The following is a 15,153-nucleotide window of genomic DNA, read 5'->3' as shown; positions in this document are numbered from 1 at the left end:
AGCTCTTATTCTTTAATGCGAATGCCGTAATGATCAAACCAAACGTGCACTTGGCCAAGGTAAGCGAGCAGCTGCGGACCGGTCATGAGCTGCCCAAACCACGGCACTTGGAACGACTTCCCTTCTGTTTCAATGAGCGCCAACAATTTTTCCCGGTCGAAAAACTCGTGCAAAACCGAAGAGCGGTCATGGAGCAACTGCTCAAGCCATTGCTTGACAAGTTTCGTATATAGAGGATGGTGCGTTTTCGGATAGGGGCTTTTTTTCCGGTAGAGCACCTCTTCGGGAAGCAATCCCTCGAGCGCTTTTCGCAAAAGGCCTTTTTCTCGTCCTCCATACATTTTCATATCCCACGGAATGTTCCAAACGTATTCGACAATGCGATGGTCAGCGAACGGCACACGCACTTCCAAGCTTGCTCCCATGCTCATCCGGTCTTTTCGGTCAAGCAGTGTCGTCATAAACCAAATCATATTTAAGTAAAACAGCTCACGCCGCTTCGCCTCCTCGGCGCTTTCCCCCTCGAGACGCGGCACTTCAGCAAGCGTTTGTTCATAACGCATTTGCACATAGTCGTCAAGGCGAAGCTTTTGCCGCCATTCTTCCTTTAACAACCCGATGCGCGCCTCAATCGAGCGCATCCATGGGAATCCTTTCCGCGCCAAATCGTCCGGCCGATGAAACCATGGATAGCCGCCGAAAATTTCATCGGCGCACTCCCCTGATAAGCTGACGACAAACCGTTCGCGAATTTGTTTGCAAAACCAAAGAAGCGAAGAATCGACATCGGCCATGCCCGGAACGTCGCGGACGATGACGGCTTCATGCAAATGGCGGAACAGTTCCTCTTGCGTGATCACACAGCGATGATGAACCGTTTGAAATTGGTTTGACACCTGTTCGATAAAGGGCGCATCCGTGTTTGGTTGAAAATCGTTGGCTTTGAAATACTGGTCGTTCCCTTCATAATCGATCGAGTAGGTGTGCAGCGGCCCTTTTCCAGCTGCCGCGAAGGCATTGGCAGCAATCGCCGTAATGGCGCTCGAGTCGACCCCACCAGAAAGGAAGGTGCAAACCGGTACATCGGAAACGAGTTGGCGCGTGACCGCATCCGTCAATAGAAAGCGCAGCTTTTCGACCGTTTCCTCGAATGAATCGCGATGGACGTCGCTTTCGACATTCCAATACCGCCAAATGCGAAGCCCGCTGCGAGAGAACGTGAGCGCATGTGCCGGGCGTAGCTCTCGAATGCCGTCAAACACGCCGTGCCCCGGTGTGCGCGACGGTCCGAGGCCGAACACTTCGGCGAGTCCTTCATAATTGACTTCTGCCTTTACATCGGGATGGGCCAAAATGGCTTTCACTTCCGAGCCAAACAGCAACCCCTCGCCATCTTCTCGATAAAACAAAGGTTTTACTCCGAGCCGGTCGCGCGCCATAAATAACAGCTCGCGCTCCTCGTCCCAAACGGCGAAGGCAAAAATGCCGTTGAGCCAATCGACGCATTTCTCCTTCCATTCCATATATGCGGCAAGCAACACTTCTGTATCGGAATGACCATCAAATCGATAGCCTTGGCGCAACAGTTCCTTGCGAATGTCTTCCGTATTATACAGCTCGCCGTTATAGACGATCGTATAACGATGTCCGTTTTTTTGCCGGACCATCGGTTGTTTGCCGCCAGCCGGATCCACGACGACAAGCCGTTTATGGCCGAAGGCGACATGAGTGTCCAGCCACGTATTTGTATCATCCGGTCCACGTTTGGCGAGCGTCTCTGTCATGCTGTCAATGACCGTCCGCTCGCGGCGCAAATTGCGCCCGAAATGGACCCAGCCAGTAATGCCACACATACAAACCAATCCTTTCTTTTTATCAAAGATGGCAAGTTCTCACCCGTTTCCATCATTTCGTCCGTTCTTTTTCACGATCGTTTCCAGCGATCGCTCCTTTGATTCACGATGGTTCTCCACGTCGGCATGATTCCATTTTATGCACCCCCCGTCATTTCGATGAATTGTCCGACGTCGGTCGCCGCACGAATAAATCAGCAAAAAAATGGAAAAACAGAGGAGTACAAGGAGGATGAGAGACATTGAACATCGAGGAACGACTGCAATGCATTGTGGAACAGCCGCGGGCTTATGTGTATGGAACAGTGGAGTTCGTCAACGATGAATGGATCTTCTTCGACGAAGAAGAAGAGGAAGCCTCTTTAGTAGAAGAAATGGCCGAGCAAGGCATCGAATGGTTTCACTGCGGGCATTGGCTGTCCGGGCAATGGCAGGATCAGGGCGCGGTCGCCACGGATCTTGGCGTCTTTCCCCTCGAAAACGGAGATCGCATCCGTTTCCGCAAACGGCTGACTTATGCCTATCAACAATGGCTCGCCGCGCTTCCTGATTCAACCTTTTTCCAGTTTGTTCAATGGCTGAACAGCCTCGGATTTTCGCTGTATGACTGCTTATATTGCTACAACGGCCTATTGTTTGCCAAATCGTCTGGCGTGAATTTCATCATTTACGACAACACCGAACAAATTGGCAGCATCCACCATTATTACGAGCGCGGACGGGCGTCAAGCGACCGTTTTGAAATCACATTAAACAGCGGTGAGCGAGCCATTTGCGCCCAAATCGGCTGAATCGCCTGTTGATCCTCACGTCGTCGAAGTCCAACGGTGATCTGTCAATGTTTTTTTACCGGCCATCCTTCCGCCCGAAGCGAAGCCTAGCAGCCGTTTTGCTTCAGGCGGAGTGCCGACGGACGACAGCTGTCAACCGACGCGGGCGGGGGATCACTTTTGCTTTTCCGTCACATACCGCATCACTTCTTCAGCGAGAAGCGGCGGACAAAACACGTATCCTTGCGCATACGTGCATTGCAAATCGCGAAGCCGGTTGAGCTGTTCCGGCGTTTCCACCCCTTCGGCGATCGTCTCAAGCCCCAACCCGTGTCCCATCGTAATCATCGCCTTGACAATGGCCTCATCGGAAGCGTTGGCATGCAATTGTTCAATAAAGGCACGGTCAATTTTCAATATTGTCGCTGGCAACCGCTTTAAATAATGGAACGAGGAATATCCGCTGCCGAAATCATCGACGGCGATGCCGACGCCAAGCTTCCTCAACTCGTCCATTGTCCGCATCGTGCTGGACAGATAACGGAGCATCGAATGTTCGGTCAATTCGAGATGCAAACAGGACGGAGACAAGCGTGACTGCTTAAGCGCTTGTTTTACATTGTCTACAAACCGCTCGTGTTGAAACTGGACAGGGGATACGTTAACAAAAATGGAAAGCCGGTTATTTCCTGTAATTTCCTGCCATTGTTTCGTCTGTCTGCAGGCGGTTTTCAGCACCCAGCGCCCAATCTCATGAATCAACCCGGTCTCTTCCGCCAAAGGGATGAATTCATCCGGCCGCACAAGCCCAAGCTTCGGATGGCGCCAGCGAATCAGCGCCTCCGTCGCCTTCACCGCACCCGTATGTACGTCGACAATTGGTTGGTAGCAAAGAAATAATTCATTCTCTTCGATCGCCCTGCGCAAATGTCCGCCCATTTCCAATCGGTGCATTGCTTCTTCGTTCATTTGCGCGCAGTAGCGCTCCACCCGGTTGCCGCCGCCTTTTTTCGCCATATTGACCGCCATATCGGCGTGCCTAAGGAGCGCATGTTCGTCCTCTCCGTCATCTGGAAACATCGCTAGACCAACGCTTGCTGTAACGAAAAATTCCTTTCCGTCGTACACAATCGGCCGCGCCACTTCGCGCACGATGCGGAGCGCCGCTTCCGTCGCCGCCTGGGCCTCTGTTTTGAGCGGAAAAAGCAAGCAAAACTTGTCGCCATGAAATCGGCCAAGCTCCGCACTAGGCGGCAAGGCGCGGCGAATGCGCTCGACAAGCTGGCGCAAAATGTCATCTCCGGCGTAATGGCCGACGCTGTCGTTAATCCATTTAAACCGGTCCAAATCGATCAAAGCAACCGCCATCTTTCGTCGCTTCTGCTTGGCTTTATCCAGCTGTTCGGAAAACAATTCCATCCACTTTGTCCGGTTGGGCAAGTTCGTATCGATGTCGTAATATGCTAAATAAGAGATTTTCTCTTCCGCCTTTTTTTGCTCGGTAATGTTGCGTCCGATTCCGTAAATGCCGACCTTTTTGCCATCCACAATGATGGGAATGTTTTTCATTTGAAACAAAAGCCGTTCTCCCGATTTCGTCGGAATTTCCAAGTTATACGTTTGGATATTCCCCTGCAGCGCTCGGTAAAAATAGCGAGTGACGCGGGGAATATCATTCGGATGAATATACTTGAGCGAATTCGTATACAAAATCTCTTCTTTCTTGTAACCGAGCACTTGCTCAAAAGCGGGGTTGACGCTTGTCAAACGGCCGTGCAAATCTGTGGAATAGACAATGTCCGTGTTATGCTCAAACAACGATTTGTAGCGTTGCTCCGACATTTGCAGGCGGACGTGCAGCCGCTCCATGTCGCGGGATGATGTTGACATGAGCTGCGCCAATGTCATCATCCCTTCTGGCGGCGATGACCACGGTGACAGTAGGCCGCTCTCCGCCGAGGCCGCTGTTTCCGCCAGCGAAATGGCCGCAAATGCGGCCGGCCGCACCGCCGTATACGCATCTTTCACCAACACCTCGACGGCCGGAAACAGCGCTGCCTGTCCAAACGCCGCAGCCACGCCGTCAAACAGCGGGCGCGTATACCCACCGAGCGCCGCACTGTAGTAAAGCAGCATTCCTTCTGCTGGTTGCTTGGCCGTTTGCATCGCCACATCACGCGCGCTCCAGTAAAGGGACGCGGCATGAATATAAGCAAATCGCACCTTTTCTCCGTTATGGACATGGCTCCTTACGGCAACCGAGCCATCCTGGTTGACAGCGACAATCGGCAGGCAGACATCGCGTCCGTTCCGTTCGATAAGAAACGGAAATTCCATCCCAGAAAACGGAAGGCGTTCGATAAACTCTTTTCCTAAATACCGTTCCAAATAGCTCGACGCTTTTTGCCCGTTTAGCTCGTCAATCTGCTGATCGCGGCTTTTCGTGATGGAAAACGCCAAGCCAATCGGCTCCCATAAAAACGGTGCGGCACAGTGGCCGCGAAGCGCTGTTCCACTGAAAGAGACGGCGATTCCTCCGCGCTCAAGCCGACCGTCGGGCGAAAATAACACGCTGCCCTCGGGAAGCGCGCAGCCGATGATAACCATTCGTTCGTTTGCAAGCGGCAAATGGCGAAGCAAAGGCGGCAAAGCCGAGCGGTGATTCGTAAACAACAAAAGCAACGTCGTATCGTGACGAACGACCGCCTCCGCGATCAACGCCGCCAATCCATCCGGTCGGTCAAACTCATCAGCTGGCAGCGCCAACGACGAAACGGTTGAAGACGTCATCGACGCGACGCCAACAGCGAGATTCGCCTCCCCGGCCATTGGCAGCGGTCCTGCCATCCCAACCATATGGGCGTGCGGCCAACGACGGGCTAACGCGGCGGCCGCATGGCGCACTGCTGCCTCATCATTGCCCGCGATTTGGACAAACAACGGCTCATCCAAGGAAGAACTATGCTCCCTGAGCAAATGATCCAGCTCCTCGGCGCGGCGGCAGCAGAACCAACGCATAAACGATCATGCCCCCCTCCCGCTGACCAACGAGGTCGAAAAATGCAAAAAACATTGTTTGTTTTACCATATCATATTTTCGCCTTCGACAAAAGCGGCAACCAATAGAAGGCTGCCGCTTCGCTTTAGAATAAGTCAAAACCAAGTGGCAGCAACAGGCCAAGGAACAGCGTCACCACAAGGGCAATGACCCATTGCGTCCATCCTGCCGCCGCGCTTTTTCCTTTTTTTACAGCTGCTAAAACCATTTCCATCGCTCCGATCACCCACAGCCCGGCAAGCGCCTTTAGCCAATAAAGCGCAGATATCGAAGCAATGCTATGCAGCAAAAGCAGGCCCGTCACGATCGTGAGAATGTAAAACAGCCGCAACACCATTTGCACGATCTTGGCTTTGCCCGCCCCTTGCCGCTCCATCGACACCGCAAGGAAAAACAAAACAATCGTGATGAGCCAGCTCGTAATATGGGCATGCGTCAACATCCATCCCTCCAACCATTCCTTGTTCCTTCCCATCATAGCACGGCGGGCTTACGGTTGACAAACTTCACGAAAACGAAAGACGCCCTTTCTTTTCAAGAGGACGCCTTTTGAGCATCAATGGGAGCTTCCTCACTTTCGCCGTTTACTCTCCCACTTTGTTGCGCAACATGCCGATGCCTTCCACCGTCACCTCAATGACATCACCCGTCTGCAAAAAACGCGGCGGGTTCATCCCTTTGCCGACTCCAGCCGGAGTTCCTGTCGCAATGATGTCGCCCGGCTCAAGCGTAATGCCTTTGGAGATCGTCTCGATGATCGATTCAATGGAAAAAATCAATTGTTTCGTGTTCGCTTGCTGGCGCACTTCGCCGTTGACCCGTGTCTCGATGCGCAAATCGTTTGGATTTGGCACAAATTTGCTTGGCACGATCCATGGCCCCATCGGGCAAAATGTATCCAAGCTTTTGCCGAGAAAATATTGTTGGTGCCGCTCCTGCAAATCTCTTGCTGTCACATCGTTGATGATCGTGTATCCAAATACGTAATCAAGCGCGTCTTCGCGGCGGATCGCCCGCCCTTGTTTGCCAATGACCACCGCCAGCTCCCCTTCATAGTCCATTTCATCCGTGACATCGGCATGGCGCAAAATCGTTTCCTCATGACCGATGACCGTTGTCGGCGCTTTCGTGAAGACGATCAAATGCTCCGGCACATCGGCGCCGCCGAGCTCCAGCGCGTGATCAACATAGTTTTTTCCAATGCAAAAAATGTTTTTCGCCGGCCGTGGGATCGGGGCCAAAAGACGGACATCGTTGAGGCGATAAACGTACTCCCGCGTCGGATGGCCTAGCGCCCAGTCAATCACTTTTTGCGCCCGTACGAGAAACTCCTCCCCTTGGGCAATCGCTTCAACCATCGTCGTCGGCATCGTCTCCGTTCCATCCATCGCCCGTTCGGCGCGGCGCAAATGAACCGCCCGGTCGTCTCCTTGCGGCACGGCTCCAACAAACGTTTCTCCATCGAAAAGTGCGGTGATCAGTTTCATCGTGCCTCTCTCCCTTTCTTTGTTATGCAGCGGACGCTTCGTGAACTCTTCTCTTCCACCCATCTTCGCCATTTTGGCGCGTTGAGGATGGTATTCGCCATCGAGGCGAAAAAGTCCTGCTTTTGTAGAATTTTGTCTAAATTAGGAAATTTATCGCTTATTTTCCCGAATCGCTTCCTTTTTTCGTCGTGATATGTATAATAATGTTTAGTTTCCACTAGGGCGTCGATTGCGACTTTCGTCATGCAACAAACGTCTTGCATCGACGCGGCATGCCTCAACCAACATTTCAAACGAATTGATGGTGAAGGAAATGGTTCTATTGCAAATTGAAGAAAAACGACAACAAATGATCGAATTGGCGCTCACGTATGGGTTCACGGCCAAAGAGACGATCGAATGCAGCCAAGAGCTTGACCAATTGATCAATCAATATTTGCAGCAAACAAGGATGTTGGAATCGCCTTCCCCGTCCGTTCAGTAAGCGGGGGTTTTTATTGCCCCGGCCGGCGGCGAAACGGCGGCCGCGTTCCGTATGTTCCCCACCTCCACATCCACTCAATCGGGCCATAATGAAAACGCGCAAACCAAAAGCGGCTTATCCACACTTGAGTTGCATACAAGGCAAACGCAATCAACATCTCCTGCCATGCGCTTGTGCGTCCATACCACCCAAGCCCATAACCATAAAACAGCGACGTGCAAACGAGCGATTGCGCGAGGTAATGGGTGAGCGACATTTTCCCGACGTCTTGCCACCACCGCCAAGCGCGCTGCCAACTTGGTTTCCGGCAGACAAACACGGCAGCCGCCGCGTAAAACACCGCCAAAGCGGCGCCTCCGAAGCTGTCTTGGATGTACATGGTCAAGTCGTTGGCCGCAGCCCAATGCGGAATGGTTTTCAGTGCTAAACCAAAACATAGCGCCCACCTCATCAGGCGGCGCAGCTTCGCAGGCGAGTGACGGTCGGCTTCAAGCCAACGTTGGTCGGCGGCATAGCCGCCAAGCAAACAAAACGGCAGCACGGTCAACACCGTAAGCAAAAGCCCTCCATCGCCGTTGATATACATCCAGTCGTTCCACCGTTGCCAAAACACGTCACGAAACGTTCCGTTTCGATAATGGCGAACCGCCGCGGCCGCCGCGGTCTCGTGGCCGCCGGCTGTCTCCATTTCTCCGGTCAACACATTGAGAGTTAACAACAGCGCCATGAGGCCGTGAAAAAGAAAAAAGACGGCAACAGCCGCCGTCCGCCACCAACGAGGCGGGGCGGCGAAAAAGAAAAGCATGATGAACCCGACGAGGGCGTAGGGGATTAAAATATCGCCAAACCAAAGGCCAAACGCATGAGCAATGCCGATCCCAAGCAAAAGAAAGAAGCGGCGCAAAAGAATCGGAATCGGCCGCTCCCCGCGGCTTTGGAGCCGGTGGAACATCATCACGGCGCCAAAGCCGAATAAAAAGGCAAACAGCGGATACGCGCTCGCTTCAAACAACACATCCACGACGGCAACGAAAACTCGGTCAAAATCACTGCCCTTGACGCCGTCGTCGTATAACGCCGGCGAGGAAACATAACGCATGTTGACAAGCAAAATGCCAAGCAAGGCGAATCCACGCAACACATCCGCTGCGGCGATTCGCTCGGTCGATCTGATCATCGCTTTCTCCCTTCTTTCTACCGCCTAGCCGTCTGCGCAATCGGCGACGCCTTACCGCCTTGCCGGCACGCCCGCCGCCTTATCCATTTCATTCGATGCGCTCTCCTCTGCCCGTCTGAAGGCGCATGCCTGTATCATCAGTTGACATAGCGGCCCGATTTTCCAATTGCATCCCAATATTGGCGGCGCAAGTGTACTTTCTGAATTTTTCCGGAGGCTGTTTTCGGCAGCTCATCGACAAACGTAACGCCTGTAATGGCTTTGAAATGAGCCAGTTTTTCCCGAGAAAAGGCGATCAGCTCTTCCTCTGTCACATTGTGCCCTGGGCGGACGACGACAAACGCATGCGGCGTTTCTCCCCATTTTTCGTGCGGCGCGGCAATGACGGCTGCCTCAAGCACAGCAGGGTGTTCATAAAGCGCACCTTCGACTTCAATCGACGAAATATTTTCCCCTCCGCTAATAATAATATCCTTTTTCCGGTCAACGATATCAATATGCCCGTATTCATCGACGGTCGCCATATCGCCGGTATACAGCCAGCCGTCGCGGATCGTTGCGGCGGTTGCTTCTTCGTTTTTCCAATATCCTTTCATGACGCCATGGCTGCGGACGATCACCTCGCCGATCGTCCGGCCATTATGAGGCACTTCGTCGCCGTTTTCATCGACCACTTTCACTTCACAGCCGATCATCGGATAGCCGGCTTTTGCCTTGATCCGCTGCTTTTGCTCCACAGGCAGTCCGTCAAGCTGCGGACGAATGAGCGAAATCGTGCTGAGCGGAGATGATTCGGTCATGCCGTACACCTGGATAAACTCCCAGCCGAGCTTTTCCTCAACGCGTGCGACAAATGCCGGCGGCGGCGCAGAACCGGCGATGACGACCCGCACGCCTTCCGGGACATCTGGTTGATATTGCTCATAATATTGCAGCAACATATTGAGCACAGTCGGAGCCATATGCATAACCGTCACCTGATGTTCCTTGACAAGATCAAAAATGACTTTCGGATCGACTTTACGCAAACCGATTTGCGTTGCCCCGTTGGCGGTGTAATAAAACGGAGCCCCCCAGCCGTTGACGTGGAACATCGGCAACACATGCAAATACGTATCGCGGTCGGACACACGCAAATGGTGCATCGTCACAAGCGCATGCAAATAGTTGTTCCGATGCGTCAGCATGACTCCTTTTGGATTGCCTGTCGTCCCGCTTGTATATAGCAAGCTGCATATATCATTCTCATCGATCATCGGGCGCGGAACCGGCGCTGACGACTGGGCGGCGAGCCATTCATCGTAAGCGGTTTCATCAATCGCCGCCTCTGTTTTATGGTGGACAATGATCTCCTCGACCGTTTCAAGCTTGTTTTTGACTGGTGCAATCAGCCCATACAGCTCCTGATCCACAAACAACACTTTCGTTTTTCGCTGTGATTCAAAATAAAAACGTAATCATCCGGTTTCAGCCGCGTATTCAGCGGCACCATCACCCCTCCCACTTCAAACACACCGTAAAACCCTTCGAGCATCTCGAGCGTGTTGGGCGCCAAGTACGCCACACGGTCGCCTTTGCGAACGCCAAGCCCCCGCAGCCCGTTGGCGAGTCTCGACACCCGTTCGCCAAGCTCACGATACGTCACCGTCCGCCCCGAACAAATCATGGCTGTCTTGTCCCCATAGAGAGCCACGGCGCGACCGAAAAAGTGATGGAGCACGAGCGGCGCATTCATTCTCCCATCCCCCTGTTTTATGTTTTAGAAAATTCACAATTGTATTATATAACAAAGATGGCATAAAGAAAAAGAGGGCCATCCCAAAAGTCGTAAAATGACTTTTGAAGCCAGCCCTCTTTCTTGGCTAGTCCGCTCCATTGCGCCAAAAAAGAACCCAGTTTCTTCTTTTTTCCCAAAAACGAATGCTAGGCGAATCGTCTCGACAACCGCTAGTTATTTCCTTTCACCCCGGCGTCGGAGACGTCCGGATCGACCGTATTCGTGACGCTGCAAAACGTATTCGTTTGCAAGAAATCGCCAGTATTGCCGCCGCCGGCACCTGAGTTTGACTTCGTGGTGCTTTTCGGAGCGATTTGCAGCACATCGCCCATGTTGACAGTGCCATTGCCGCTTACGTTCGTCACTTTGAGCCCACCAATGACGATTGCTGGCATCCCCTTTCCCCTTCCTTTCTGCCCGTTCCCTTTCTTTATCATACGCGGGAGCTGCTTTCCTCAATTGGACTCTCGCCCCGCATTGAACCGTTTTTTCTCCGTTTTCATACAATAACGATAGCGACACGACGAAAAAGGAGGGGGCTCTTCATGCCTTCATTTATCAGCGGTCCAATTAAAATCACCCATGTCAGCGGCGACGGCACGGTGAATTTCGGCGACGTCTTGCAAATCACACCAAAGAGCACGTTGAAATCCAATACCGGCTCAGGCGGCGGCAACAACGGGGACTTCCTGCAGACGAATACGTTCGTCAGCTTTACAAACAACGGCGATCCGGATGTGTTCGACTCAAATAATGCCGCCAACAATTAAAGCGAACGTTTCGCAGCTTGCGCCCATACACTAGTATCAACGAAGAAAACATGGAAGGGAGCATGCCCACATGCCGGCTTTTGTCGGAGTCGTCAAACTGAACAGCATCGGAAGCAGCGGCGTGTTCCATATTGGCGATGTGTTTGCGATTTCCCCGCAAAGCGTGACGAAAACGTTCGCTGGCGCCGGTTCGTTTAACACCGGCGACGGGCTTCATATCTATAACTATTACAGCAATACCAATACGAATGACGCCGATGTCGCCGATGAAAATGTCGTCGGAAACGTTTGAAGGAGGAGAAGGAGGGTGCACGTTTACATCAGCCAAAGCATCTGCATCCACCAGTTGCGGATCGGCTCGGTCACCAATTCATCCGTTTTGCAAATCGGCAGCGCCGGAAGCATTCAAGCGCTCTCAACGCTTGCCAACACCGGCGGATTCACCGGTTCGGCCCCACAGGCGACCGTGCCGCCCGGTGCATCCGCTCCTCTCGTTCCTCTCCATTCAGCCACCCGCTAAATTCAGCGAAAAAAAGTGATGAGAGCGAAAGGCCGTCCATATATTGAAGTAAGAGGGCTCTTTGGAGAGGATGATGGTGCACAATGAGCATTTACGAGTATTTCGTCAAGCTGCACCGCTATTTATTATGGCAAACAAAAAAAATACGGGCTCTGGAACGCCGTCTCCACGCACTCGAAGCCCGGCTTCGGGAAATGGAGGCTCAGCCGCGCACATCGATCGAACGAATTGAATATAAATTTGACCAGCTCAAAGTGGAAACGCTCGAAGGAACGCTAAACATCGGGATCGCTCCGTCCGGAGCCGGCGGTACAATTGAAGACTTTGCCGTCGAACCGGTCAAAACCGTAATTCCAAAGCCGGAACCGGTGCTGATGCGCCCGATTCAAGAAAAAGTAGCCGCCTATCTCAACGGGGAAGCGTCGGAAACGTTAAAACGCCTTGAGCAGCAATACGGCCGCCGCCTCGACGATACGTACCGCCAGTTCATTTTGCAAGACATCGCCCGGCAAACAGACGAACGCATCCGCTTCTATTTGCAAGAGAAAGCCAACCATGGCTACGTTCCGTCCGGCGACCGCGATGAAGCAGTCGAAAATGAAATTTTTCAAAAAGTGAAAGCCGATATCGAACAATCGCTCGATGCGTTTTTGAAACATTTGCCTTCAAAGGAGGGATAGACGTGAATTATACAGTGATCAATCGTCATCTGCATGTTGGCGACATCCGCCTCGTGGCCGTCGCCAGTGCCTCGCTGTTTTTAATCGGCGACGCCGATGCGATTCACTTGTCATCCGCGTTTGACACACCGCCTGAATCGCTCATCATCGGTCCGTTTGTCCCACTTGTACCGACGCGAGGGGAAGCACCGTGAAACGAACGTCAGTTGTGCAAACGTTCCATGCTGAAACGCTTATCATTAGCTCTGTCCTGCAAATCGGCGACTCAGAGCGAATTTCCGCCCGCACGCGCGCCTTTGCCGTTCAGCGGCAATATGAACTGTTTTTTGGTCCAGAAGGAGAACAAATATTCCCTGTTTTGACGAAGCCGATTCCGCGCTGGACTTCTCCATCGCCGGTAGCTGCACGCCAAACGCTCCATGAGTCCCCGGTCATTTCCGTTCAGTCTGTGCGCGTGCTCGCCATTTCTTCGTCCGCCATCGTCCATATCGGCTCGACCTCGACAGCGGAGGCAGAGGCAAGAATTAAACATATCCGCCAGCTGGCCGGCTCTGAGTCGAGCGCGCCAACAAGAGGGAGGGATTTATAATGCCTTCGTTTGTCGGCCCGATTAAAATCAACAACGTCAGCAGCGGAGCTGTCGTCCAAATGGGCGACTGTCTGTACATCGCGCCGAAAGTCGCCACGAAAACGCAAGCCGGATCCGGCGGGTTCAACACCGGCGATTTTGTGATGACGAACAACGCGATCAGCTTTACAAACGCGTTTGATCCGGATGTATCCGACCAAAACGTGGCCGCCAACAACTGAACGTTGCAGAAAACGAATCCCCTCACCTTTCATTTGCCAACATCAACCTTATCAGCCGAACGCTGCCGAAACCAAAAAGAGAAGGTGTCCCAAAAGGATCCGGACACCTTTGCTTATTTACCTCTATATCTAAAAAACCATACATTGTGCTTGATCGAAAGGAAACCAACCTTTTGCGACCGCATCTCTCCATTATTCCCCTAAAGCCCGTTCAGCTCAACGGGCGAGCCATTCACATCATTTCCAGCCAGACGTGCGTGCCGCGTCCGGACGGTTCAGCCGGTTCGACGATGAGCCGTCGCGGCAGACGGTGGCGAATTTCTTGTACATGACTGATGACGCCGACCGCCAGCCGCTCGGTATGCAGCTTTTCCAAGGCGGAAATGACCGTCTCAAGCAGCTCAGCATCGAGGGTGCCAAACCCTTCGTCCAAGAAGAAAAAGCGGAGCGGATACTCGCCGCGCAGCTGAATTTGCGCCGATAACGCCAACGCCAACGACAGTGACGTCAAAAATGTCTCCCCACCCGAGAGCGTCGATACCGGCCGTCTGACGCCGCCATTGGCATCATCACGGATCAGAAACCCGCCTTGCGAATCCAATTCGAGCGAATACCGGTGCCGTGTCAGCCGCTGCAGCCGTTCCGAAGCCATGGCGGTGACTTGCTCGAGCTGCTCTTCAGCCATAAATTCGACAAAGCTGTTGCCGCGAAGCAGCGCCTGCAGCTGTTTATACCGCTCGATGCGCCGGCTGAGCTCCGTCTGCTTCTCCTCCAGTTCAACAAAGCGGCTATGTTTTTTTCTCAACTCTTCCACCTTCGCTTGAGCCGCCCCAAGCTGCTGCGTCATCGCCTCCACTTGCCCCTTCAACTCGGCGTATACACGCTGCATCGTCTCCCATTGTTCAGCGCTCACCGCCGCCCCCCCGATGGCGGCGGCCAGCTGGGCGAGGCGATGTTCGGCTTGCCCGATTTGGCGCCAATAGCGGCGGATTGCCTCATCCCATTCATCTCGCTGCGCTTTTTCCGCCTTTGCTTGCTTGACTTGTTCGGCATCGGCAAACATGGTGTCCAAAAGCGCGCCGCGCCAGCGAGCGAGCGCCTCTTCTTCGCGGCGGACGCCTTCTTCCCACGCCTGCTTGGCTGCTTTTGTTTCGCTTTCAAGCATTTGATATTCCCGCTGGGCTCGCTGCCAGGCCTCATACGCCTGTTGCTCGCCGTTTTGCAGCTGGCGCCATTCGTCCTCCGCCTTCTGAAGCTGCACGGCCGCAGGACCTTCCCCCGCCTTCTCGCCCCGTTGCCGCTCATATTCGTTCCATTGCTGCTGTTTGGCACTAATCAGCGAGTCAAGACGCACCCGCTCCGTCTCAAGCCGGCTCCGCTCTTTGGCCGCTTCCTCTTTCGCCCGCTGTTTTTCCTCTAAAAACAGCACGCTGTCCTCCAGCCGTTTTTGCACGTCGCGCCGCACGTTTTCCAGTTCACACAGCTGTTCATACACCGTATCGATCGTCTCAAGCGAATGGAAAGGATACATCTGCCGCCATTGCTGTTCAAGTTGCCGCCGCTCTTCCTCCAGCCGCTGCTTTTCAACTTGCAGCGCTTCGATGTCCGCCGCTATCCATTGGCACGCTTTCTCCGCTTCGCGCCGCGCTGACTCGGCTTCATTCCATTGGGCAAGCACCCGGTAGGCCGCTTCTTTCAATTCAATGACATCTTGCGCAAGCGCCCGCACTTCCACAGTGAGGTCGACGACCTCCTCCACCGATCGGC

General features: G+C 53.3%; 16 protein-coding genes and 1 pseudogene. 9 read left to right on the top strand and 8 right to left on the bottom strand.

What is annotated here, in order from left to right; translation table 11 throughout:
- Window positions 1–5: 5 nt before the first annotated feature.
- Window positions 6–1,853 carry an asparagine synthase (glutamine-hydrolyzing) gene (gene asnB / locus GZ1_RS03185; protein WP_060787850.1) on the bottom strand — a complete coding sequence of 616 codons (1,848 nt, stop codon included), beginning with the start codon at window positions 1,851–1,853 and terminating at the stop codon, window positions 6–8.
- A 242-nt stretch (window positions 1,854–2,095) separates the two neighbouring features.
- Between asnB and GZ1_RS03180 the strand changes: the two genes are divergently transcribed.
- Entirely contained in the window at window positions 2,096–2,644 is a 549-nt protein-coding gene (locus GZ1_RS03180; RefSeq protein WP_015374063.1) for a DUF2777 domain-containing protein, read from the top strand.
- A 153-nt stretch (window positions 2,645–2,797) separates the two neighbouring features.
- Here the strand turns inward: GZ1_RS03180 and GZ1_RS03175 are convergent, their stop codons facing one another.
- From GZ1_RS03175 to GZ1_RS03165, 3 genes are all read right to left on the bottom strand, one after another.
- Entirely contained in the window at window positions 2,798–5,641 is a 2,844-nt protein-coding gene (locus tag GZ1_RS03175) for an EAL domain-containing protein (RefSeq protein ID WP_060787849.1), read from the bottom strand.
- A gap of 125 nt (window positions 5,642–5,766) precedes the next feature.
- On the bottom strand, window positions 5,767–6,120 hold the full coding sequence (locus tag GZ1_RS03170; RefSeq protein WP_060787871.1) for a YisL family protein: 354 nt from the start codon (window positions 6,118–6,120) through the stop codon (window positions 5,767–5,769).
- Window positions 6,121–6,265: 145 nt separating this feature from the next.
- The gene (locus tag GZ1_RS03165; protein WP_033005596.1) at window positions 6,266–7,168 is read right to left on the bottom strand and encodes a fumarylacetoacetate hydrolase family protein; all 903 of its coding nucleotides are present in this window, start codon (window positions 7,166–7,168) and stop codon (window positions 6,266–6,268) included.
- Between the two features lie 313 nt (window positions 7,169–7,481).
- On the opposite strand from GZ1_RS03165, the gene GZ1_RS03155 reads away from it, so the two are divergent.
- A complete protein-coding gene (locus GZ1_RS03155) occupies window positions 7,482–7,652 on the top strand; it encodes an aspartyl-phosphate phosphatase Spo0E family protein (RefSeq protein WP_025038859.1) in 171 nt (56 codons plus the stop codon).
- Between the two features lie 10 nt (window positions 7,653–7,662).
- Here GZ1_RS03155 and GZ1_RS03150 read toward each other — a convergent pair whose 3' ends face one another.
- The 3 genes and pseudogenes from GZ1_RS03150 to GZ1_RS03140 form a co-directional block, all read right to left on the bottom strand.
- On the bottom strand, window positions 7,663–8,829 hold the full coding sequence (locus tag GZ1_RS03150; protein WP_060787847.1) for a DUF418 domain-containing protein: 1,167 nt from the start codon (window positions 8,827–8,829) through the stop codon (window positions 7,663–7,665).
- Between the two features lie 137 nt (window positions 8,830–8,966).
- A pseudogene (locus GZ1_RS03145) lies at window positions 8,967–10,564 on the bottom strand (fatty acid--CoA ligase).
- A gap of 212 nt (window positions 10,565–10,776) precedes the next feature.
- On the bottom strand, window positions 10,777–11,001 hold the full coding sequence (locus tag GZ1_RS03140) for a spore germination protein (RefSeq protein WP_013146199.1): 225 nt from the start codon (window positions 10,999–11,001) through the stop codon (window positions 10,777–10,779).
- A gap of 150 nt (window positions 11,002–11,151) precedes the next feature.
- Between GZ1_RS03140 and GZ1_RS03135 the strand changes: the two genes are divergently transcribed.
- From GZ1_RS03135 to GZ1_RS03110, 7 genes are all read left to right on the top strand, one after another.
- Window positions 11,152–11,376 carry a spore germination protein gene (locus GZ1_RS03135; RefSeq protein ID WP_013523084.1) on the top strand — a complete coding sequence of 75 codons (225 nt, stop codon included), beginning with the start codon at window positions 11,152–11,154 and terminating at the stop codon, window positions 11,374–11,376.
- 70 nt (window positions 11,377–11,446) lie between these two features.
- A complete protein-coding gene (locus tag GZ1_RS03130) occupies window positions 11,447–11,668 on the top strand; it encodes a spore germination protein (RefSeq protein WP_011230193.1) in 222 nt (73 codons plus the stop codon).
- A 15-nt stretch (window positions 11,669–11,683) separates the two neighbouring features.
- Window positions 11,684–11,896, top strand: coding sequence for a spore germination protein GerPB (locus tag GZ1_RS17975; RefSeq protein WP_011230192.1), 213 nt, complete (start codon window positions 11,684–11,686; stop codon window positions 11,894–11,896).
- Window positions 11,897–11,979: 83 nt separating this feature from the next.
- Window positions 11,980–12,576 (top strand): spore germination protein GerPC, encoded by a 597-nt coding sequence (locus tag GZ1_RS03125; protein ID WP_011230191.1) that lies wholly within the window; start codon window positions 11,980–11,982, stop codon window positions 12,574–12,576.
- A 2-nt stretch (window positions 12,577–12,578) separates the two neighbouring features.
- A complete protein-coding gene (locus tag GZ1_RS03120) occupies window positions 12,579–12,770 on the top strand; it encodes a spore germination protein GerPD (RefSeq protein ID WP_020755034.1) in 192 nt (63 codons plus the stop codon).
- The gene (locus GZ1_RS03115; protein WP_020755033.1) at window positions 12,767–13,165 is read left to right on the top strand and encodes a spore germination protein GerPE; all 399 of its coding nucleotides are present in this window, start codon (window positions 12,767–12,769) and stop codon (window positions 13,163–13,165) included. Before GZ1_RS03120 ends, GZ1_RS03115 begins: the two co-directional genes overlap by 4 nt.
- A complete protein-coding gene (locus GZ1_RS03110; protein ID WP_011230188.1) occupies window positions 13,165–13,386 on the top strand; it encodes a spore germination protein in 222 nt (73 codons plus the stop codon). Before GZ1_RS03115 ends, GZ1_RS03110 begins: the two co-directional genes overlap by 1 nt.
- Window positions 13,387–13,618: 232 nt before the next feature.
- On the opposite strand, the gene GZ1_RS03105 is transcribed toward GZ1_RS03110, so the two are convergent.
- A partial coding sequence (locus tag GZ1_RS03105) for an SbcC/MukB-like Walker B domain-containing protein (RefSeq protein ID WP_303621034.1) occupies window positions 13,619–15,153 on the bottom strand: 1,535 nt, incomplete at its 5' end.

This window comes from Geobacillus zalihae NBRC 101842, assembly GCF_001544135.1.
GTDB lineage: Bacteria > Bacillota > Bacilli > Bacillales > Anoxybacillaceae > Geobacillus > Geobacillus zalihae.
Note: the sequence above shows the minus strand (reverse complement) of the source record. Positions and strands in the feature narration are given on the sequence as shown.

What these genes read in the sequence shown, in the direction of transcription:
- asnB (WP_060787850.1), bottom strand. Translation starts at nt 1,853, where the DNA reads ATGTGTGGCATTACTGGCTGGGTCCATTTCGGGCGCAATTTGCGCCGC.
- GZ1_RS03175 (WP_060787849.1), bottom strand. Translation starts at nt 5,641, where the DNA reads ATGCGTTGGTTCTGCTGCCGCCGCGCCGAGGAGCTGGATCATTTGCTC.
- GZ1_RS03165 (WP_033005596.1), bottom strand. Translation starts at nt 7,168, where the DNA reads ATGAAACTGATCACCGCACTTTTCGATGGAGAAACGTTTGTTGGAGCC.
- GZ1_RS03155 (WP_025038859.1), top strand. Translation starts at nt 7,482, where the DNA reads ATGGTTCTATTGCAAATTGAAGAAAAACGACAACAAATGATCGAATTG.
- GZ1_RS03150 (WP_060787847.1), bottom strand. Translation starts at nt 8,829, where the DNA reads ATGATCAGATCGACCGAGCGAATCGCCGCAGCGGATGTGTTGCGTGGA.
- GZ1_RS03140 (WP_013146199.1), bottom strand. Translation starts at nt 11,001, where the DNA reads ATGCCAGCAATCGTCATTGGTGGGCTCAAAGTGACGAACGTAAGCGGC.
- GZ1_RS03135 (WP_013523084.1), top strand. Translation starts at nt 11,152, where the DNA reads ATGCCTTCATTTATCAGCGGTCCAATTAAAATCACCCATGTCAGCGGC.
- GZ1_RS03130 (WP_011230193.1), top strand. Translation starts at nt 11,447, where the DNA reads ATGCCGGCTTTTGTCGGAGTCGTCAAACTGAACAGCATCGGAAGCAGC.
- GZ1_RS03125 (WP_011230191.1), top strand. Translation starts at nt 11,980, where the DNA reads ATGAGCATTTACGAGTATTTCGTCAAGCTGCACCGCTATTTATTATGG.
- GZ1_RS03110 (WP_011230188.1), top strand. Translation starts at nt 13,165, where the DNA reads ATGCCTTCGTTTGTCGGCCCGATTAAAATCAACAACGTCAGCAGCGGA.